Consider the following 21012-nt stretch of genomic DNA (forward strand, 5'->3'; position numbering starts at 1 on the left):
AGGCGCGGCTGCAACTTCTCGCTCTATTTCGACAGAACCAGTTTGCGGGTCGTCTCCGTTGGCTGCAGTAAATGCCCCATAGGCAGGACATGGGTCTGCTTGATTCGCTTGAGAGTGATATTGGATTTGACGTTCACCACACCGGGCGCACGCAGCAGGCTGCTCATCAGGAAAGCTGAAAACGATTCCAGGTCGGGCACCACGATTCTCAGAATATAGTCGGCCTCACCAGTCACGGACAAGCACTCGAGGACTTCCGGCATATCCGCAACCGCACGCTCGAAGGTGTCGCTGCGCGCATCACCGTGACGCTCGAGTGTCACAGAAGTGAAGGCCATCACACTCAAACCAACAATATCCGGGTCCAGCATCGCCGCATAATGATTGATCACCTTGCTCTCCTCAAGGCGCTGAATGCGACGGCTTACTTGCGAAGTCGAGAGATGGATTTTTTCTCCCAGGACACTATTAGTAGTCCTGCCATCCCGTTGCAATTCGTTCAGGATGTCGAGGTCAAACCTGTCAACTTGGATAAGGGACATAATATTCTCATATTGATGACGTTGAATGCACAAAATGTGTACGCGTACCGCGAAATCCTACCTTAAACGCGCACATATTGCACCTTCTGCGCATTAAACTTCGTTTATTGATGTGACGGGCGCACTGCAACAGTTTCTAGCTGAATATTGCACTAAATAGTGCGCCGTCCCACCGAATCCGGTAAAGCCACATTCCCTTTGTCTCTCGTTCAGGAAACCACCATGTCTGATCTTTTTGAAAATCCGATGGGCCTTATGGGCTTTGAATTCGTCGAATTCGCTTCGCCCACTCCGGGCGTGCTTGAACCGGTATTTGAGGCAATGGGCTTTACCAAGGTTGCCCGTCACCGCTCCAAAGATGTAGTCCTATACCGTCAGGGCGAAATCAACTTCATCATCAACAACGAACCGAACAGTATCGCCTCTTACTTCGCTGCCGAACACGGTCCGTCAGCCTGCGGCATGGCATTCCGCGTGAAGGATGCACACAAAGCCTACGCGCGCGCGCTTGAACTTGGCGCGCAACCGGTGGAAATCCCGACCGGCCCGATGGAACTGCGCCTGCCCGCAATCAAGGGTATTGGCGGCGCCCCGCTCTACCTGATTGACCGTTTTGAAGAAGGCAAGTCCATCTATGACATCGACTTTGAATTCATCGAAGGCGTGGACCGCAATCCCAAGGGCGCCGGACTGAAACTGATCGATCACTTGACACACAATGTCTATCGCGGCCGAATGGCGTACTGGGCAGGATTCTACGAACGTCTGTTCAATTTCCGCGAGATTCGCTACTTTGATATCCAGGGCGAATATACCGGCCTGACATCCAAGGCAATGACGGCGCCGGATGGCAAGATCCGTATCCCTCTCAATGAAGAGTCTTCCAAGGGGTCTGGCCAGATCGAAGAGTTCCTGATGCAGTTCAATGGCGAAGGCATCCAGCACATCGCGCTGTACACCGATGATCTGATCAGCACTCTGGACCAGTTGAAGATGGCTGGTGTGGAATTCATGCCCTCTCCGCCGGAAACTTATTACGAGATGCTGGCCGATCGCTTGCCGGGTCATGGTGAGCGTGTTTCTGAATTGCAGACCCGCGGCATTCTGCTCGACGGCAAAACCGACGGTGGCGAAAAACGCCTGCTGCTGCAAATCTTCTCGAAGACCGTCTTCGGTCCAGTGTTCTTTGAGTTCATCCAGCGCAAGGGGGATGACGGCTTCGGCGAAGGCAACTTCAAGGCCTTGTTCGAATCCATCGAGCGCGACCAGGTACGTCGCGGCGTTTTGCAAACAGCCTGATCAGGGAACCGGCATCATGAAGATCGATCGCATTCATCACGTCGCCTATCGCTGCAAGGATGCCAAGGAGACCGTGCTGTGGTACCAGAAAATGCTCAATATGGACTTCGTCCTTGCCATTGCGGAAGACAAGGTTCCATCGACAGGTCAGGACGACCCCTACATGCACATCTTCCTGGATGCCGGGAATGGCAACGTACTGGCATTCTTCGAATTGCCGACGCAACCGGAAATGGGCCGTGACCCGAACACCCCGGCATGGGTCCAGCACATTGCTTTCAAGGTCAAGGACCGTGAGGAGTTGTTGTCCTTCAAGAGGCATCTGGAAAACAATGGTGTTGACGTACTGGGGGTGACCGATCACGGCGTTTTCCATTCAATTTATTTCTTCGATCCGAATGGCCATCGTGTGGAACTCGCCTGTCCCGATCCTGAGGAGGAGGCACAGCTCAAGCAGCTGGATGCAGTGAAGTGGGATATGCTGGAAGAATGGTCTAAAACGAAGCGTGCGCCAAGGCACGCTGCCTTCCTGCATGAACGCGCCCTTGCCAACCACTGACACGACACCATGACTGCTTCCCTAGACGATACCCACGACCCTGACCTGCAAAGCTGGGTCGAATCCGCCAACGATCAGGCGACTGATTTTCCAATTCAGAATCTGCCGTTCGGCCGCTTTCGCACGCCGGGCAGCGATGAGTGGCATATTGGCGTTGCCATTGGTGACAAGGTGCTTGATCTCAACAAGACGAAACTCGTCGATACCAATGACATGAACTGTTTGATGTCGGCTGGTGTCAACGTACGCAAGAGCCTGCGCCAAAAGATTTCCACGGGCTTGCGTCGCGGAAGCGACCAGCAGGCAAGCTTGCAAGCTGCGCTCTATTCGCAGTCAGAAGTCGAGATGGGCTTGCCCTGCCAGATAGGCGATTACACCGATTTCTATACCGGCATCCACCATGCGACGACGGTTGGTAAGCTGTTCCGTCCTGACAACCCACTGATGCCTAACTACAAGTGGGTACCGATCGGCTACCACGGTCGCGCCTCGTCGATTGGTGTCAGCGGACAAACCTTTCTCCGTCCTAGCGGACAGACCAAGGGACCGGACGATCCCGCGCCGACACTGTCGCCTTCGCGTCGGATGGATTACGAACTGGAACTGGGTATCTTTGTCGGCAAGGATAATGCGCTAGGCGAACCCGTATCGATGGCGGCGGCGGAAGAGCATGTTTTTGGCCTCGCGTTGCTTAACGACTGGAGTGCACGTGACATCCAGGCGTGGGAATACCAGCCGCTGGGGCCCTTCCTTGCGAAAAACTTTGCATCAACGGTGTCTCCGTGGATCGTCACCATGGAAGCGCTGCAACCTTTCCGCATTCCCTTCCAGCGGCCGGAGGGGGACCCTCAGCCCCTGCCCTACCTCGATTCTCCGGTGAACCGCGAAAGTGGTGGCATCGATATCAAGCTCGAAGTCTGGCTGCAGACAGAAGGTATGCGTAAGGCTGGCTTGCCGGCACAGCGATTAAGCTATTCGAACTTCAGCGATGCTTACTGGACCGTATCCCAGCTTATCGCCCATCACACTGTGAACGGCTGCAATCTGCAGCCTGGCGACTTGCTGGGTTCCGGAACAATTTCAGGTCCTGCCGGTGAACAGGGTGGTTCTTTGCTCGAATTGACGATGGGTGGCAAGCAAGTCATTACCCTGTCGAATGGTGAAACGCGTACTTTCCTAGAAGACGGCGATACGGTGATTCTCCGCGCCTATTGTGAAAAGCCCGGCGCACGGCGGATCGGGTTCGGCGAATGTAAAGGTACTTTGCTGGCCGCCAGGCAGCAGTAGTAAAACGTTAAAGGGGTGCGCACGGCGCACCCCTTTATCTTCACACAAACGACGTTGATTACGCGCGGACGCAAATGTGGGTCTACCCTACGTTCCGCTGCATGTGCGATGCAAGTCTCTTTGCACACGGCGACGAAGAGACGCAGGCTAACAAGAGCCACCGACTTCTATGCGCTAACAACTGCCGCAAGGCACACCGGCAGACTGTCGACGTTATGGCGGTTCACATGCGAAGTTACTACGACGGAACTGCAACATCAGCTAACCGGTCCGGGCCGACGGTGCTTGCCCTTGTACTGTCCCCTATCCTTGAATTTCTTCCCGTTGCGATTATGCTGGCCCTGATTACGCGGACCTGCATTGATTGAACCAGGCTTATCGAGCCAGTGATTCAATTGTTCCTTGACCCGGTCAATCCCTCCCGTGAGGCGTATGTATCGTGGTGCCAGCGAGCGGCGCAAAAGTTCGTCGGTACCCGGCGGCATTTCGTCGCTCAAGCCGATAATGCGCTGGCATTGCCTGAACACATTGCCACTGCGAATTGCATCTACCGGAACGACTGTCAGCATCAGTTGCGGATAACGTTGACGCAGGTCGTCAAACTGATCCGCACTGGTACCTACGATACCAATGTTCGGCTTGAACTCGCTATCGGCTGACGGTGGCAATTTCGGATCGAAGAGTGGCTGGACATCGCCGGGATGCACACCCTCGTCTTCCAGCGCATCAGCATGGCCCGAAGTGATAGGCTGTTCTGACTCGACGGCCTGACGCATGGCTTGCGCGGGTTTGTTGAATGCCTGCTGTTGCGGTGAGCGCGTAGCGTTTCTTGCACCGAAGCTCCCGGACGACTGCATCGACGATACCTGCGCGGCAGTTGTTTCAACGAAGGAGCGTAGTACGTCACTCGATCCTTTGTCGGACAACGCATTGACGAACGCCCGGGCCAGTTCCTGACATACCATTGCGACGAAGGGACGAGCTGCTTCGACCAGGTTTGCGTCAGGCACCCCAGTTGCTTGCGGGCCGCGAGGCTGGTTGCGATTCTGCATGGCTTGCTCGCGACGCTGGGCCTGAGTCTGTCTGAAGTCCTGATCGGCTTGTGCGCGTGCCGCTCGCCTGTCCTCGTGCGATTGCCGGCTATGAGGAGTCGGTGCTGCTTCTGCCTCGGCACTGCGAGCCGGAAAGGCCGGCGCTGATGCCCCGGTTTGGACCGCATTGGATTCTGACCCGATGGCTGCAGGCGTATTTGCCGCAGGTTGCTCTGTCGCGGTCGCGTTGGCGATGACCTCTTGTCCGGATGCTTCTTGCGTGTCGACAGTTGAAGATGTTGTATCAATGAATTCCGCCATTGGCTCATGCCGGCTTCCTGCTTGTGAAGCAGAGGCGTTGCCGTCTTTATCTCCCATGCTTTCGTCGGCAGCGCGGCTTTCGGCCTCTTCGCGGAACAGATCGTTCTGGCGCGCCTGTCCTAGCCTTTGAAAAATGGGGCGCAGCTTCTCACGTATACCTTCAAAGCCCTGTGCAATCGAGACAAGTTTCCGGTGACGGTCCTCAGGAAATAATTCCTGGGCATTGAATACGTCTTTTGCCTTGATTTCTTCAAGACGTTTTGAGGAAAGCAGACTATCTCCCTTTTCCAGGAGAAGTTGATTGGCGATTTTCACCCATTCGTCGTCGGTCCACTTGATCGGAGCGGTACGTGATGACTGGTCAGCTTTATTCGGCATAAGTCTTGTTGTTCGTTAGTCGTGTTTAACCCGTTCTTTTCAGAGCCGGATCAGTATGAGAGGTCACAAATCGATGTAAACCACTTGTGAATTAAGAGCATCTATCGTCTTCAGGAAGTGGCCGACGCAGCATTTTAACGGTTAACTTAAGACACCTGTCCTTGCCCGACTGGACCATACCGAGACAGTTTTGGATCCGCGGCCAAGCCCGCCGTTTTGAAAAAAAAGGCATCCTGCTGGTCTGTAAGAAACGTTTTTAATCAGCTTTGGGGCGAAGTCCGTGCGCTCCTGCCGTCAAGGTTCAGGCCTGACGCCTTGGCGCTAAGTATAATCCTTTTATTTGCAACAGCAGCTGTCACAAATATCAGGCTACAGCTACATTATCACATACCGGATTAAGCGTGCACCGAAATGTTGATTGAATCAGTTTTAATCAAGTATGAATTCTGGGCCCTGGTGCTGACTTCACTGACGCTCCCCGTCGTTATCATCTGGCATCTGTTGCGGACCATTCGCATATCCCGCACAGTCCTGATTGCCTATGCGTGCATGCTCATTGCATTGGCAGGTCTTGATGTGGTGGTAATCACCTTTGTCGCGAATCTAGCGAAGGCAACAAAAGGGATTGCTGACGACCAAGTTTTCCGCTCCGAGTATACGCTAGCACTTTACCTGCTGCCACTGATCTCCGCAGGAGTCGGCATCAATCTTCTTTCATTCGCCATCACACAGCATCTGAAGGTGCAATCACCTCTTGTCGAAGAGTCGTAACCCTGCCGCCGGCTTCTGTGCGACGCACCCGGGTTGTCCGGGGCAATGTGGTGAAGGTGCAATCGACGACTGATCTAACATCGCGATAAAAACAGTTTAAGTCCGCAAGCGACGTATAAAGCGCACCATTTTCGGGCAATAAATAAGCCCACACTTTTTCTCCTCTAAAGGACGGAGAGGTAGAAGGCAACTATGCGAACCGATCGCCATTTGGCTCTGCTGTGTTACCAACGCAGCAATTCATTTGCATTTACATTACTCACTATTAGTAACAATTCAGGCACGGCTACTTGTCAAAACGCGTATTGATAGACCGGAAATGACATGTTGAAATGCGCTTCCGTTCACTTTCTCCGCCCCCGGCTTCCGCATGGGTGTGACTCAAAATTCCAATGCCATATGACACGATTCCATTTCCGCTAAAGCGCATGACGCTGGCACTGTTACTCACCATCGGTCTCGCCGCATGCGGAGGTGGCTCATCTTCCCCGGAAGCACAATCGAAAGTCGCCCTGCAAGACGGCCTCAGCGCTTCGACGACAACGGCCACAAATACCCAGTTACCAGGCATTTCGCAACTTCCGACATCGCCTACCGTCACACCTCCAGATGCCGTCGGCGCTTCGGATACCCAGGTCGGCAGTGATAGTCCGACACCGGTCGCACCAAGTGCTTCCCTGCCCGTCCTCGCCATGCCGTCTACAGTCAGTGATAACAGTGTGGTGGACTTGCAGTGCGGGAGGACCTATCAGGGCACGCTCGACCTCAAAGGAAAAACGAATGTAACAGTGCGGACCACAGGCGCGTGTGGCAATGCAACTCTTACGCCAGGGCAGTCGCTTAGCGGTTGGACGCAAGTTCAAGGCAATATTTACTCGGCGCCGGTATCCTTCGAGGTGGCTCAGGTCATTATTGATGGCGCACCTGTGAGTGCGGCCCACTGGCCGAACCGCACACAAACCTGGGCTAAGGCCAGCAGCTCTAACACCAGCGGCCTGACTTATGCCATGCCGAACGCCGACCTCACTGGCGCCACGCTGGTATTTAAGCCTTACGAATGGGCGGTCGAGGCACGAAAAATCACTGGCTACTCCGGGTCCACCATGGCGGTAGCGTCCACTGGCAACATCAACTTCGACGGTTACCAGCTTGGCGGACAGGTTGACTTCTATGTGGAAGGTAAACTGTGGATGCTTGATGAGCCGGGTGAATGGGCCGTCAGCAATGGTCGCCTGTATGTGTGGGCGCCGGATGGTCAATCACCCGAGGGACGCATTTGGGCCGCTCCAGACAAAGATGCCATCGACGCCAGCAATTCGCGTAATGTCACAATCCAGAATGTCAGCATCTTTGGTGCGGCCAATGGCATTAACGGGCTCGATGCGAGCAAGCTCAGCGCAAGTGCGGTGCGCATTGAAAACTCATCGGGCAACGGTATTCTTAATTCCGGCGGAACCGGGCTGACTGTAGATAGCGCCATCATCCGCAACTCAAAGCATGATGCAATAGCGGTTAAATGGGGCGGTGGCGGCGAACTTATCAGTAATTCGGTTATCGATGCATCGGGCACGGTCAGCATGCCGACCAATGCACATGCGGCGATCAACCTGACCGGCGGCAGCGGTGCAGTTGTCCAGAATAATCGCGTAACCAATTCTGGCTATATCGGCATACGCGTGTTTCGCAATGCGCGTGTCAGCGGAAACACGGTGGATGGTGCTTGCAACGTATTGACGGATTGCGGCGGTATCTTTACGTCCGCACCCGACAAGCTTGCGCTGAATACGACGATTGAGAATAACGTCATTCGTAATGTCGCTGTCAATCAGCGCCTCGCATGGGGTATCTACCTGGGAGATTTTGCAAACGGCACCACGGTGGCCGGTAATCATGTGAATGCCAACGCTAACGGTATGGAAATACTGAACGGTTATGACAACGTCATCAAAGACAATACTTTTACCCAAAGCACACAGGCGCATGTACAGATTGTCGAGGCCGGCACGGCAGCCGTGGTGAAGAACAATGCGTTTTCAGGTAATAGATTTGTCACATCCGGAAAACAAGAAAACTATCGTATCAGTAGCGACCTTGGCACTAGCGCGGTGCCCCGCTTTGGAAGCTATTCAGCGAACGTGTATACAAGTTCTTCATCGATCTTTGCCAATTTCAATGGCGAAGCGTTGAATTTCACGCAGTGGAAGACGAGAACAGGCCAGGACAGCAACTCCACACTTAACTAGCCATCCTGGCTTTCAGCCTGGCGAATATGTCATGAGGCCTATGTCATATTATCCGCCAGGCTGTTGTTCAAATTGTGTGAACGAATGGATAACTTGATAAACGCATGCTTCCGGCATGCGTTTTTGTTTTAGACCGGTTTGCTTTGCACGGCATGGCCGATGACATCAGATGCATGTCTCCTTCTTGCGTCCTGAAACCCGCTTTAATCCTGCCGTAAGTCCGCTACTCCGCAGTCACTCAGACTGCCATTCGCAGGAAGTTTTCTCAGTACAATATCGTCTTCCAGATTGCGGCTCAGTCCTAAAGCCCGTCATGTAACAATCGCGTTGCCCGTTACCCATTGCCTGGCAACGAACCAATCACCCGGGAACAGATCGCTTCCGGTATCTCCACGCATTGCATTTGACTGCGTGTACGACGCAGTGAACACATCGATGACAGATTCAATTAAACAAGCCGCCTCAGTTTCAAAAAACGATTCCTTATTCCGCCGCTGTGCGTTGCCGGCATTGTTCATGCTGCTTGGCGTGACCTATGCCACCTGGGCTGCACGTATTCCCGCAATAAGAGAAAGTTTGCAGCTGAATCCGGCCGAGCTTGGGATTGTCCTGCTTGGTGCAGGCATCGGCGCGGTGATGTCGTTTCCCGTAGCGGCATGGCTGACACGTCATAGGGGTGGGCGACATGCATCAATGATGACGGGAGTCGCATTGTTGCTCGGCCTGCCCTTGCTTGCGAAGGCGCCAGACTTTTCGCTGCTCGTTGCTGCAGCGCTGCTGTATGGCGGGGCGTCAAGTTCCTTTGATGTGGCCATCAATGCGATTGGCGCTGAAGCTGAAAAACGCGCAGGCCGCTCCATCATGTCGGCGTTGCATGCGTGGTTTTGCGTCGGCACTGTATCAGGGGCACTGGCAGGTAGCGCGCTGGCCGCCGCAGGTGTGTCGGTATCAGCCCATTTCGTCGGCATTTCGATCGTACTATCAATGATCTTGTGGGCCAGCTATACAAGCCTGCCCCATGACCGCCCCGATCCGCAGGCCAGTGGCAAGAACTTTGCAATCCCGCATGGGCCGGCTGTTATGCTTGGTGCGATCTGTTTTTGCGGCGCCGTAGCTGAAGGTTCGGTTGCCGACTGGAGCGGTGTGTTCATGAAAGACAAACTAGACGTCGGCGATGGCGTTGCGCCTCTCGGCTTTGCCGCGTTTTCTGCGATGATGCTCGCCGCACGTCTCGGCGCGGATCGCTTGAAGGACCGGTTCGGCGCGCGGCGTGTCGTCGCTACCGGTACCTTGATTGCCGCTGCCGGAATATTCATTGCCGTGCCAGCGCTAAATACGGTCACTACGGTCCTCGGCTTTGCCCTGGCGGGAGCTGGACTGGCTTCGCTTTTCCCTTTTGTTTATAGCGCAGCAGGGCGGCATGGCTCGACAGCATTGGCGGCAGTAGCGACATTCGGCTATAGCGGCAACCTGATTGGGCCTCCGATCATTGGTTTCGTGGCCAACGGTTGGGGTCTGCAGGCGGCGATTGGCTTACTCGGCGTTGCTTGTGTTTTTATTGCAGCCGCAGCTTATGTCGCGCGGACACTGGACTAATACCAATCCCAAGCCATAACGCACCATGACATCGCGTCTTTTTCCGGGGGCGCCGAGCCGCCTGCCTGCGTTGCACTCGTCGTCAATAGCCCGCTATTGACTCCTCCTACGCCTTGCCAGTCAAAAAAATCCATCGATCTCATTTGTCACGTTATAGGTTGGGATTGGTATAAATCCAATAAGCGCAAGGTTGGGCACGTCCGAGTTTCTTTTAGGAATCGAGAAACGATGGCCCATCGACAGTCTGTTTCGCACAGCGAAACAATGTTTTAAAGGTATTGACCACTTCTTGTCGTTCCGTTACGTTGACCGTCAAAACGAAAATCCAGCTTGAGTTCTAGTCGCCACAGAAATTGGCGTTTTTTGCTGAAGAATCGACTACAGACAAAGCCTTCAGCAATGGTGTCGGCATGATGAAACGTGCATTAAAAACAAAGCAAAAAGAGGAGACAAACCATGCGCTGGAAGAACCGTCCGCCAGGGGCGAACTGGGGCGACTTCGGCCCTGACGACCAGTTAGGCCGCGTCAACCTGATCGGCCGTGAACAGATCCTGAAAGGAGCAGCCGAAGTCCGTGACGGGCGCAGCTTTTGCCTATCGCTTCCGCTCAACCTCCCAGGAGGGAACCTGCTCAATGCACGCAGGCATCCGCCGCGACTTGAACCCACATATCGCGAAGGCAAGCCTGTCGTCAACTTCCCCATGGCGAGAATAGACCGGGATAGCATCGATATCGTGTCCGATGATCAGGTGCTGATTTGCCTGCAGTATTCGACACAGTGGGACTCACTCGCGCATGTAGGCGCACGTTTTGACGCGGATGGAGATGGTGTGGAAGAGACCGTTTATTACAACGGTTTTCGCGCCGATGAGCATATCAAGGGGCCGGTGCATTACGGCCAAGGCGACGAGGAAAGCGGCTGTGGCTGTGATGGACCAAATCTTTCCTTCGCTGAAGCCCTGGGTATCGAGAACATGGCAGTCCACGGCATGCAGGGCCGCGGTGTGCTGGTCGATCTTGCACGTCATTTCGGAGACGAGCGCAAGCTGATCGGTTTCGACGAATTGCAGGAAGTCATGCAGGTCGACGGCGTCACTGTCGAAAGAGGAGACTTTCTGGTGCTGCGTACCGGCTTTGCAGAGGCGGTCGTACGGATGGATGGCAAGCCGGATCCGGATGTATTACATCACACCTGCAGTGTCTTGAACGGACGCGACGCTCGCTTGCTGGAATGGATCAGCGATTCAGGCATTGCAGCAATCTGCGCGGATAACTATGCGGTGGAAGCTTATCCCGCAGCTGAAATGCATGGCAAAAAATCGATTCTCCCGCTGCACCACCATTGTCTTTTCAAACTCGGCATACCACTTGGCGAGCTATGGTATCTACACGACCTTGCGGAATGGCTGCACCAGCATGGCCGGCATCGCTTCATGCTCACCGCCCCACCACTTCGCCTGCCCGGTGCGGTGGGCTCACCGGTAACACCGATCGCGACGGTCTGATTAAAACATGAAAAACGTTGGCAACACCGATTCGATATGGAGACAACAATGAAGAACCGACTCGTTGCAGCAAGCCTTACGTTATTGTTTTCTGCTGCTGCAAATGCGCAGCCAGCATCTGGTATCTCCGATGATGCGGTCCGCATCGGACTACTCCTCGACATGTCCAGCCTGTACGCTGACATTACCGGTACCGGAAGCGTGACGGCGGCGCAAATGGCGATCGACGACTTCGGCGGCAAGGTACTTGGAAAACCTATCCAGCTGGTCTATACCGATCACCAGAACAAGGCCGATATTGCCGCGAACAAGGCGCGCGAATGGTTCGATCGCGACAAGGTCGACGCGATTCTCGATGTGGCTGCATCCGGCCCTGCCCTCGCGGTCGCTCCGATTGCAAAAGAGAAAAACAAAATCGCCGTATTCAGCGGTCCTGGCTCGGTACGGCTGACCAACGACGCATGTAGCGCGGTAACGGTGCACTATGCCTACGATACGTATGCGCTGGCCAATTCCACCGCGCGCGCAGTTGTCGCCAAGGGTGGCGACAGCTGGTTTTTCCTGACGGCTGACTATACCTTCGGCTCGACGCTGGAAAAGGATGCGACCGACGTCATTACATCAACCGGTGGCAAGGTAATCGGCGCGGTCCGCCATCCTCTCAATGCATCGGATTTCTCATCGTTCTTATTGCGGGCGCAATCATCCGGCGCCAAAGTAGTCGGACTGGCTAATGCCGGAGGCGACACCATCAATGCCGTCAAGGGCGCGCAGGAATTCAAGCTCACCGCAGATGGCAAGCAACGCCTTGCCGGTCTGCTGGTGTACATCAACGATGTTAATACGCTAGGCCTGGAGGCGGCACAAGGCATGTTGCTGACTACCGGTTTCTACTGGGACCGTGACGACGATACGCGCAAATGGGCGCGCCGCTTCTTTGAAAAAACCAAGAAGATGCCCAACATGAGCCAGGCTGGTCTGTATTCGTCCGTCATGCACTACCTCAAGGCAGTTCAGGCAAGCGGAACGGATGAAACCGTGGCCGTTATGACTAAAATGAAGCAGACACCGATCAACGATTTCTTTGCAAAGAACGGCCGCATCCGTGAAGATGGCCGTATGGTCCATGATATGTATCTATTCGAAGTCAAGAAGCCTTCCGAATCACGCTATCCCTGGGACTATTACAAGGAAGTATCGGTCGTGCCAGCCGACAAGGCATTCCAGCCGCTGTCAGCTTCCACGTGCCCGCTAGTCAAGAAATAAATTTACCGAGTTATTTTTTTGAGGATGAGTTAACTATGAACACCCGCATATTGCGTCGCCTCTGCGCGGCAGTTTTTACTACGCTGGCCTTTGCCGCCGGTAGCGTTTCTGCACAAAACTATCCAACCAAGCCGATTACGATCGTTGTACCGTTTGCACCGGGCGGCACCACTGACATTCTTGCCCGTGCGGTGGGTGCAGAGCTGACCAAAGCATTAGGTCAGCAAGTAATCATTGATAACCGCCCGGGCGCAGGCGGAAATATCGGCACTCAACTGGTTGCACATGCGGCACCGGACGGCTACACCTTGCTAATGGGAACAGTCGGCACTCATGGCATCAATCAGTCACTGTATCCGAAGCTTCCCTACGACCCGATCAAGGACTTTGCACCCGTCACCCTGGTGGCGGCGGTGCCGAATGTTCTTGTCTTGAATAAAGCCTTCGCTGAAAAGAATCAGATCACCGACGTTAAAAGCTTTGTAAGCTATGCCAAAGCGCATCCGGGAAAACTCAATATGGCGTCGTCCGGCAATGGCACATCGATTCACCTGGCCGGTGAATTATTCAAGACGCAGACCAAGACTTTCATGGTGCACATTCCCTACCGTGGATCATCGCCTGCGATTGCCGACCTCATCGGCGGCCAGGCTGACCTGATGTTCGACAACCTCCCATCGGCCATTGGACATATCAAGTCCGGCCGCCTCGTAGCCCTTGGCGTTACGAGCAGCAAGCCATCTGCGGCACTGCCGAACGTACCGCCCATTGCGCAGACCGGTGGTGATCTTACTGGCTACGAAGCCAGTTCTTGGTTCGGCATTCTAGCGCCGGCAGCCACGCCTAAAGAAATCGTCACCAAGTTACAGCAGGAAATCAGCAAGTCTCTCGCGTCACCGGCAGTAAAGGAGAAAATGGTGGCGCAAGGCGCAGAGCCCGTCGGCAATACACCGGAGCAATTTGCCGCTCATATCCAGGCCGAAACCAAGAAGTGGGCGAAAGTCGTGAAGGACTCAGGCGCCAAGGTTGACTAAGCCGTTTTGCCAGCTGGTCGGCGGTGTCTGCAACTAACACAAATGGGCACCGCTATCCGCACGACCTGACGTAATCCCCATGCTTACTTGTCTGGGCCTGGGCTATTCGATTTGTTGGTGGTCGAGCCGGTATGTCCGCCTGTCGCCGCGGGTCCACCTGTCTCCCCAGCAGCGCTACCTGCGTCTGGTGTGGCCGGCCGGGCTTTGTCCATCGTTGTCTTGTCATTTTTGTTGGGATGCGGCGCCTTGGATTTTGCATCCGCATTCCCCGACTGCTTCGACGTCTTCGCCTTACCGGCAGCGCCCGATTCATCAGGCGCAGCCGTGTGACTTGCCGCCATGGCACCGCCTGAAAGAGTAAGTGCGCAAAGAAAAATAAATAGGCTTTTCATTGGTATCCTTTCCTGGTCGACGCGCGTGCACAGCGCATGCCACAGCTTGTTCAACACGACTATACGCTTACTGTGTGACGACGCCTTTATCGAGTTGTTCCGGCACGCGAAGGAAATCATTGATGGCGGTGCTGAAGAATGCACCGATATAGATGGCAGAACCAGCCGTACAATACGGCCCCAAGAATTCACAAGTAGAATGAAGCCAGCGCAACGTAATCTGTGTCGAAATGCATCAGCTCCAGGATTCGCGATGAAACTACACTTCTTTCCCCTTCATTCTCATCATTCCCAGCATGTCGCAACCCTCATGTCGCGGCACTGTCATATCGTGAGTGATCTTTAGGACATACCAAGGCACCAACCTCGGTCACGGTGCAGTCTAAATAAGGGCGATTCAATGAAAAACCCCAGCAATAAAGCAGCGGCAATCCTTTTGCTGCTTCTAGTGCACTTCGTTAGCGGCTGCGGCGGCTATGCGCGTACGGGAAATAGCGGTTCCGGCGTACAGGTATATGGCACCATCGATGCTGGTGTACAACATCAACGTTCGCATTGAAGCAAGACTTTTGCATGCCGTCATGCACGTCTGGAGAGTCTACGGTAAATTAACGCTCGGCTCCGTCTCAAGACGGGCAATCACTAACTACTTTCAGGAGACGCTAATGAAATCCTTTCTGCTGCCCGGCATGCTTATTTCCGCCGTGCTGATCGCTGGATGTGCCAGCACGGGTAATAGCGCGACATCTGCATCGCCTGCACAGGCTGCAGCTTCCGCGACGAACACGGACGCGACGATCACGCAAAAGGTGAAAGACAGTTTGCAGGGAGACCCCGATACGGCGGGACAGAAATACAATGTGGATACCGCCCAAGGTAAAGTCACCCTCAAAGGCGAGGTAAAGTCCGTCGCCGCATACCGCAAGGCTCCGGTCGTCGCCAAGGCGGTTCCAGGTGTCGTTGCAGTGGACAACCAACTCGTCGTCTGCCTGACCTGCAAGTAAGGCTTTTTAGGCGTTTCGCCTGACATCCCGAGGGAAACCAGTCGGCGCCGCTCCGGCGGCGACTGGGAGGCATTGCGTTGTCATTCTTTTATTATTTATCCCGAATGCTTTAGTTTTGGACGGCAACGCCCGCATGCCTCTATAATTGCGCCGCAGAAGGTTTTTCTCATGGGCATGAAGCTTGCACATGATGAACGCCTTCTGGCCACTAACAACTTATAACTGACGTAGATTACGTTTCCCATACCATCCCCGGTGCATTGGCTTGACTGTAGCTCTTGTGCCCGAACCGCGCTTTAAAAGCATGCGTGACGAACTTGAGCGAAGACTGATCACAAGAACGCCGCTGCGGCTGCCGGCCAGATTACTGGTATCCCGTGATCACCCGTTCGACGTGGAAACGATAGACGTGTCGGTGGGCGGCGCTTGTGTGCTGACCAACCAGGCCCTGCCGCTAGGCACTGGTTGTGCAATTGCTTTTGAAGTTCAGATGCCGGAAGGTACGCGACGCATTAACGCTTGGGGGGCGGTCGTCTACGACTATGCCGGTTCCGATACTGGGCAACATCGTATCGGCATCGCTTTTGTCGATATGGATGCGTATAGCCGTCATTTGCTCCAACGCCTCGGCAACAATAACTGACGGCGTCGGGGGTATTACGTCCTTACCTGGATTGGCAAGCAGTGCTTTCACGGTCTCTCCCGGTTTTCATCACGAGATGATGCTAAAATCTCCGGCTTTCCCTTAAAGCCGTTCACATGTTGTTGATCTTATTATGGGCAGCGCTGGCAGTGCTTGCTCTCACTGGCGCCGGTTACTCGCATTACCGATATCGTGTGATCCATAACCGCTATTACGCCCGCCTGTTTAGACGCGATAATGAAACGCGCGTGTCTGACACACCTTCCTCTTCCGAAAGTCAGGCTCCAGGACGTTCCGTCTTCCTGCCGCTTGCTACGCTGGCACTGCTATGCCTACTCGTGCCCATGGCATTAATCATCTGATCAGTATCAACCGCATGCTGAGGCTTGTAACCCATTTATGCGATGATCAAAAAACTGTCGGATCACCGACCAAGGAGCCAAACATGGCAAAAAAGGAAACCCTCGACCCGGAAACGCTGGCATTAATACAGTGGTGTACCGAGGTCGAGAAATATCTCGTTGCCGGCGGGGCTACGCTGGCTGAGGCACAAGAACATATTGAAGAACAGGTCGAATGGTTCACCGACCAGTTTTATGACGGCCTGACACCGGAAGAAGCAGCAAAGGCTGCACTGAACGATTAATCCTGAAACGTAGTCGGCTCAGTTTGCTGCATAACATCAATATCATCGGTTTGCAGAATACCGCAAATGATCATGCCAGACACCATAAGTAGCCGTTATACCAATCCCAAGCCATAACGCAACATAACATCGCGTCTTTTTCTGTCTGGCGGCGTTGAATTCGTCGTCAATAGCCGGACTACTGACTCCTCTTGCGCCTTGGCAGTCAAAAATCCATCGATCTTATTCGTTACGTTAAAGCTTGGTATTTGTAGTAGACCGTCTGCGCATGGGACAGCTGAGGAGTATAGTGACAGCGAATCCATTCCATCGAGGTCATCATGCAGGAAGTCAATGCGCAAATGGCGCTGAGGTTGCACCAGATTACCGGAGAGCCGCTGGCCCATTGTAGTTATCTGCTTGACCAGACTAAGGGCGATTACGAAACCGCGCTCAAGATACTCGAACGCATCCTGGAGCAACGCAAGACTGGATCGAGTAGTTCCGACGCCTCGAGCGTAAAAACGGAATCCGAGCTGACGGCAGCGACAGACTCGGATCTTGAACTACGGGTACAACGCCTGGAATGCCAGTTGGGACTTCTTGCCCAGACACTGGACGCGGTGAGCAGCAAGTTAACACTGCTTCTCGACAAGTTATCCGACGGTCCGGACCAGAAGGCAGACTAAGACCTCCCAAAGCCGACAAGACCGTCGTTGCACGGAAATCCCGCTAACTGCCGACATGCGCAGCTTGGCCGCCATAGTCTTCTTCGGCCGCTTCTTCCTGCAAGCGAAGGTAACGTGACAATGCATCGTCGAGAGGCGGCAAGGCAATGCCCTTCTCGCTTTGCAACGCACTATATCTCGGCCTCGGCGCTGCGTAATTCATCTGTGTGGACGCTATCGGTTCCAGTCGACTCGTATCGATACCTGCCATCGTGCCGGCCTTGTACGCCAGATCGGCCCAGGTAATCGGCTCCGCGTTGGTCAGGTGCCAGATACCCTTTTCTTTATCGATCAGCAGGTCCAGGCAAGCATGCACGAGATCCGGGACATAGGTCGGTGAGACCGTCATGTCATTCGCCGCGACGAACGGCAATCCGGCACGCAAGGCTTTCAAAGCCTGCGCAACAAAATTGTGACTGTCCCACGGACCGAAAAATGCGCTGGTGCGTATCACCAGGGCTTCCGGCAGCATGTCCAGCACCTTACGTTCCGCTTCGACCTTGCTACGACCATAAATGTTAAGCGGTGCCACATTGTCGCCTTCGATATAGGGCGATTGCTGGCGACCGTCGAAGACGAGGTCGCTCGAAAATGTCATCAGTTGAACCTGATGCCGCACGCAGGCGATAGCCAGCACAGATGGCCCAAGCGTGTTTTCTCGAAAGCAGCGCTCACTATCCATTTCGGCCTCATCGACGCGCACATAGCCACCCGCATTGATGATTGCCCAAGGGCGGTAACGCGCGATGGCACTTTCGACAGAGGCTGGGTCGGCAATATCCATCTCCTGCCGGCTCACAATTCGATAGGCGAGGCTGCGCGCGTCGCAAATGCGCGCAAATGCACTACCCAGCGTTCCTGAGGCACCCGTGATCAGTATTGGTTGTGCATCCCCCGAGCGACCATGCAGACGTTCCGAAGAAAACGAGGCAACCGCTGCACTGGTAGCTACAGGGGGACACAAGAATCGCCCGGGCCGATGCCACCAACCCAGACCCTGCAATACCGGATGCGATAGCGGACGACCGGCGGATAGTTCGCGCATCAGGGACGCAACTGCAGTAGGACGCGGATGCCCCGAACGGACGTCAAACGGGCCAGGTTCGTAGTAGCCGCGGCACTCGGTTACGAGGCAATTCCAGTCATACGATCCAAGCAAAGCCCAAACGGTGACTGCGCGCATGTCGACGCCGCTGCGCCGCACCTGCTGGGCGGCTTCCCAGATTTCCAGTAGCCAACGCAGTTGGTCTTCACGGTTGGCATCAATGTGCGCCTCCGTGATCGCGATTGGCAAGCCGTAGCGACCCCAGGCCTCCTGCAGCAAAGGACTAATGCCCGGCGTCGGTGTGGCCAGTGCACGCGGCGTTTCGATATCGGCATGATGAAAATCGCGGTAAGTCCCGGCATAACGCTCGGGGTAACGGTCCACTCGATGGTCGAGCCATCGTTCGCTCGTAATGTAATAATTTACGCCGATAATATCTGGAGGGCATGGATTATCTTTAAACCAGAGCAACTCGGCAGTCTCAACACCTGTGCTGCCAAGGTATTCCCATAGCGCATGGTTTTCATCGACCTTGCCGCACAACAGGTCCCAGGAAAGCCAGCGACGTTCGTTATAAAAGGTCGCCAGTTCCGCCACCTCCGGAGTGCTGTAGGTTTTTCCCAGATCATCTGTCTGCACAAGTTTGGCATTGGGATTGACTTCGCGTATTGCACGCATGGACAACACCACCGCCCGGCATTGATTGACAAGCGCCTGTATGAAGCTGCGTTCATCCCTGCCGTGCGGATACCACACGCCGTAGAGTCCGCTGAAGCGTGCCGTGGTTAGCGGCTCGTTGACTGGTGTGTAGTATTCAATCCATGGATAACGTCTTGCCACTGCCCCGGCAAATTCGGCGAGTCCCTCCGCGAAACCAGGATCGACCAGGCTGGTGTGTCGCGGACCGCTGCCATGGTGGACAAGGCCGACAATGGGCGTCACACCGAGTTTTTGCAGCGCAGGCAGCCTTTCATCGGGCCAAGACCAGTCAGCAGTATCCAACCCGTCCGGTGCGGTACGCTCCCACAGTACCGGATAACGAATCGCGCGAATTCCCAGCGACGCAAATCGTTCAAGATCGTCACTGCGCGCCGCATGGCCGTTCCGTTCCATCTGGCTGAAATACTGGTCTACTACCCGGTTGACGGTGCATTCAAGCCCGCCCCATAACTCGATTTCTGAATTCATATTTTGTGTGCTTGTTTGAATCATGCGTCTTTATTTGCTTGTTCTTAAACCGGAAATGCGCTGCCCTGCGGATCATCCCGCCAGACTTCACATAGAAGATAAAGAGATAAAAGATAAAAATCGATGAAGCAAACAGGGAGAACGGCGTACGCCCATTCCTCAGGCTATCCGCGGCGGGCTGCAATGCCGCTACGCCGTATCTCCTGGTTCACTTACTTGCGCACGCTCTTTGCGCGTGTCGCGTCGGATGCTTTCGCAGCGACAGCAAACCGCGCGGCATTCTCTGCCACGTCCTGTTCGTCAAGCTGCTCCAGCAGTGTGTACATGGACTCCGCCGTGACAGTCCAGGAGGTCCGGGACAACTTGTCACGCATCATGCGGATCATCTTCAGCTTTTCATCAGCAGCCATGGTCAACGCTCTTTCACACGCTGAGATGAACTCGGCCGGCGTAGAGGCAATAGTCACCACATCGCTGTGCAGGTCTACTACATCCTTAACCGGCGTACTGACAATCGGCAGTTCCGCCGCCATGTATTCAAGCGACTTGGTTGGGCTGATGAATTTTGTCGATTCATTCATCGCGAATGGCATCAGGCATACATCCCAAGCCGCCAGGAACTGCGGTAGCACGGTATACGACTGCTGCCCCATGTAGCTGATATTTGTGCGTTGTGGCAATGTCTCGGGATCAATTTTAACGACAGGCCCCACCAGCACAATCTCCCATTCAGGATGGACGTCCGCCATCTGCCGCACGATCTCCGGATCGAAACGTTCATCAATGACGCCATAAAAGCCGAGGCGAGGCTGGCCAAGCTCCTTCTGCGAAGGCAATGCGATGTTCCGGTCGAGCGCCTGGCGGAAATGGATGATGTCGACGCTGCTTGGGAAACAATGGACATTCGGATTGCGGTGCTTCTTGGCCTGATACAGGCTTGGCCCGCCCGTAAATACGATGTCGGCGCGTTTGAGCAAAGCGTCTTCCCGCTCGAGCAAATGCGTAGGCGGATTTTTGAAGGCGCTCAGTTCGTCCATGCAGTCATAGATGACGCGTCGCGGTTGCAGTTCTTCCAGTAAAGGAAGAGCCATCGGCGTGTAGAACCAGACATAAGGATCTTCATGGTCTTCACTCAATTCCCTGACCATTTGCCGCAGGTAGGGAAGCTGATCATCGTGAAACCCAGGTTTGTCAACGGGTGTAACGGGACGGCAGACTGTCAGATTGGGCAAAGGTTTTGATGTCTTGATCGTGGCAGGACCTTCACGGAATTCCGGCTCTTCGAAGAACACGATCCGGTATTTATCGGCTAATCTGGAAAGTAGATGCTGAGGCCGCTGGTAAACAAAGTCCCAACGCAAGTGTGAAAATACGAATATTGAATTCATGCAAGCTCCGCCTTCATATCTGACTCCTGGTAAATAGTTCTTTCATTGCAAGCCCGGCTTACGGGATTGATGCGCTAGACGCGTTCACATAAAGGATGGACTATGGAAAGTCGATCCGCGCACCATATAAAACAGACAACGCTACGGCGATAAAATTCGTTACACT

General features: G+C 54.4%; 20 protein-coding genes. 15 read left to right on the forward strand and 5 right to left on the reverse strand.

The window, feature by feature from the left end; all coding sequences use genetic code 11:
* Positions 1–23: 23 nt before the first annotated feature.
* Positions 24–542, reverse strand: a complete 519-nt coding sequence (locus ACFQUU_RS15280) for an Lrp/AsnC family transcriptional regulator (RefSeq protein ID WP_057291217.1) — start codon at positions 540–542, stop codon at positions 24–26.
* A gap of 222 nt (positions 543–764) precedes the next feature.
* Between ACFQUU_RS15280 and hppD the strand changes: the two genes are divergently transcribed.
* From hppD to fahA, 3 genes are read left to right on the forward strand one after another with little or no spacing between them, the layout of a single operon-like run.
* Positions 765–1841, forward strand: coding sequence for a 4-hydroxyphenylpyruvate dioxygenase (gene hppD, locus ACFQUU_RS15285; RefSeq protein WP_382248592.1), 1077 nt, complete (start codon positions 765–767; stop codon positions 1839–1841).
* A gap of 16 nt (positions 1842–1857) precedes the next feature.
* Positions 1858–2400 carry a VOC family protein gene (locus tag ACFQUU_RS15290; RefSeq protein WP_382248594.1) on the forward strand — a complete coding sequence of 181 codons (543 nt, stop codon included), beginning with the start codon at positions 1858–1860 and terminating at the stop codon, positions 2398–2400.
* Positions 2401–2409: 9 nt separating this feature from the next.
* Positions 2410–3687, forward strand: a complete 1278-nt coding sequence (gene fahA, locus ACFQUU_RS15295; protein WP_382248596.1) for a fumarylacetoacetase — start codon at positions 2410–2412, stop codon at positions 3685–3687.
* Between the two features lie 257 nt (positions 3688–3944).
* Here the strand turns inward: fahA and ACFQUU_RS15300 are convergent, their stop codons facing one another.
* Positions 3945–5417, reverse strand: a complete 1473-nt coding sequence (locus ACFQUU_RS15300) for a hypothetical protein (protein WP_382248598.1) — start codon at positions 5415–5417, stop codon at positions 3945–3947.
* 411 nt (positions 5418–5828) lie between these two features.
* Here ACFQUU_RS15300 and ACFQUU_RS15305 point away from each other — a divergent pair, with 411 nt between their 5' ends.
* The 6 genes from ACFQUU_RS15305 (at position 5829) to ACFQUU_RS15330 (ending at position 13833) form a co-directional block, all read left to right on the forward strand.
* Positions 5829–6188, forward strand: a complete 360-nt coding sequence (locus tag ACFQUU_RS15305; RefSeq protein WP_382248600.1) for a hypothetical protein — start codon at positions 5829–5831, stop codon at positions 6186–6188.
* Between the two features lie 392 nt (positions 6189–6580).
* Positions 6581–8431, forward strand: a complete 1851-nt coding sequence (locus ACFQUU_RS15310; protein ID WP_382248602.1) for a right-handed parallel beta-helix repeat-containing protein — start codon at positions 6581–6583, stop codon at positions 8429–8431.
* Between the two features lie 435 nt (positions 8432–8866).
* Positions 8867–10027 (forward strand): MFS transporter, encoded by a 1161-nt coding sequence (locus ACFQUU_RS15315; protein WP_382248604.1) that lies wholly within the window; start codon positions 8867–8869, stop codon positions 10025–10027.
* 456 nt (positions 10028–10483) lie between these two features.
* The gene (locus tag ACFQUU_RS15320) at positions 10484–11533 is read left to right on the forward strand and encodes a cyclase family protein (protein ID WP_382248606.1); all 1050 of its coding nucleotides are present in this window, start codon (positions 10484–10486) and stop codon (positions 11531–11533) included.
* A 48-nt stretch (positions 11534–11581) separates the two neighbouring features.
* Positions 11582–12799: an ABC transporter substrate-binding protein gene (locus ACFQUU_RS15325; RefSeq protein ID WP_382248608.1), complete on the forward strand. Its 1218-nt coding sequence runs from the start codon at positions 11582–11584 to the stop codon at positions 12797–12799.
* A 35-nt stretch (positions 12800–12834) separates the two neighbouring features.
* On the forward strand, positions 12835–13833 hold the full coding sequence (locus tag ACFQUU_RS15330; protein ID WP_382248610.1) for a Bug family tripartite tricarboxylate transporter substrate binding protein: 999 nt from the start codon (positions 12835–12837) through the stop codon (positions 13831–13833).
* An 83-nt stretch (positions 13834–13916) separates the two neighbouring features.
* Here ACFQUU_RS15330 and ACFQUU_RS15335 read toward each other — a convergent pair whose 3' ends face one another.
* Positions 13917–14225, reverse strand: coding sequence for a hypothetical protein (locus tag ACFQUU_RS15335; RefSeq protein ID WP_382248612.1), 309 nt, complete (start codon positions 14223–14225; stop codon positions 13917–13919).
* Between the two features lie 400 nt (positions 14226–14625).
* Between ACFQUU_RS15335 and ACFQUU_RS15340 the strand changes: the two genes are divergently transcribed.
* From ACFQUU_RS15340 to ACFQUU_RS15365, 6 genes are all read left to right on the forward strand, one after another.
* Positions 14626–14784: a hypothetical protein gene (locus tag ACFQUU_RS15340; RefSeq protein ID WP_382248614.1), complete on the forward strand. Its 159-nt coding sequence runs from the start codon at positions 14626–14628 to the stop codon at positions 14782–14784.
* Between the two features lie 106 nt (positions 14785–14890).
* Entirely contained in the window at positions 14891–15229 is a 339-nt protein-coding gene (locus ACFQUU_RS15345) for a BON domain-containing protein (RefSeq protein WP_382248616.1), read from the forward strand.
* Positions 15230–15494: 265 nt separating this feature from the next.
* Positions 15495–15872, forward strand: coding sequence for a PilZ domain-containing protein (locus ACFQUU_RS15350; RefSeq protein WP_382248618.1), 378 nt, complete (start codon positions 15495–15497; stop codon positions 15870–15872).
* Between the two features lie 116 nt (positions 15873–15988).
* Positions 15989–16234: a hypothetical protein gene (locus tag ACFQUU_RS15355; RefSeq protein WP_382248620.1), complete on the forward strand. Its 246-nt coding sequence runs from the start codon at positions 15989–15991 to the stop codon at positions 16232–16234.
* An 83-nt stretch (positions 16235–16317) separates the two neighbouring features.
* Positions 16318–16518, forward strand: coding sequence for a hypothetical protein (locus tag ACFQUU_RS15360; RefSeq protein ID WP_382248622.1), 201 nt, complete (start codon positions 16318–16320; stop codon positions 16516–16518).
* 320 nt (positions 16519–16838) lie between these two features.
* Positions 16839–17186, forward strand: coding sequence for a hypothetical protein (locus ACFQUU_RS15365; protein ID WP_382248624.1), 348 nt, complete (start codon positions 16839–16841; stop codon positions 17184–17186).
* Between the two features lie 43 nt (positions 17187–17229).
* On the opposite strand, the gene ACFQUU_RS15370 is transcribed toward ACFQUU_RS15365, so the two are convergent.
* Both ACFQUU_RS15370 and ACFQUU_RS15375 read right to left on the reverse strand, forming a co-directional pair.
* On the reverse strand, positions 17230–19458 hold the full coding sequence (locus tag ACFQUU_RS15370; RefSeq protein WP_382248626.1) for a family 1 glycosylhydrolase: 2229 nt from the start codon (positions 19456–19458) through the stop codon (positions 17230–17232).
* Positions 19459–19670: 212 nt separating this feature from the next.
* A complete protein-coding gene (locus ACFQUU_RS15375) occupies positions 19671–20846 on the reverse strand; it encodes a glycosyltransferase (protein WP_382248628.1) in 1176 nt (391 codons plus the stop codon).
* Positions 20847–21012 lie beyond the last annotated feature (166 nt).

Source organism: Herbaspirillum sp. GCM10030257, assembly GCF_042666555.1.
Classification (GTDB): domain Bacteria; phylum Pseudomonadota; class Gammaproteobacteria; order Burkholderiales; family Burkholderiaceae_D; genus Noviherbaspirillum.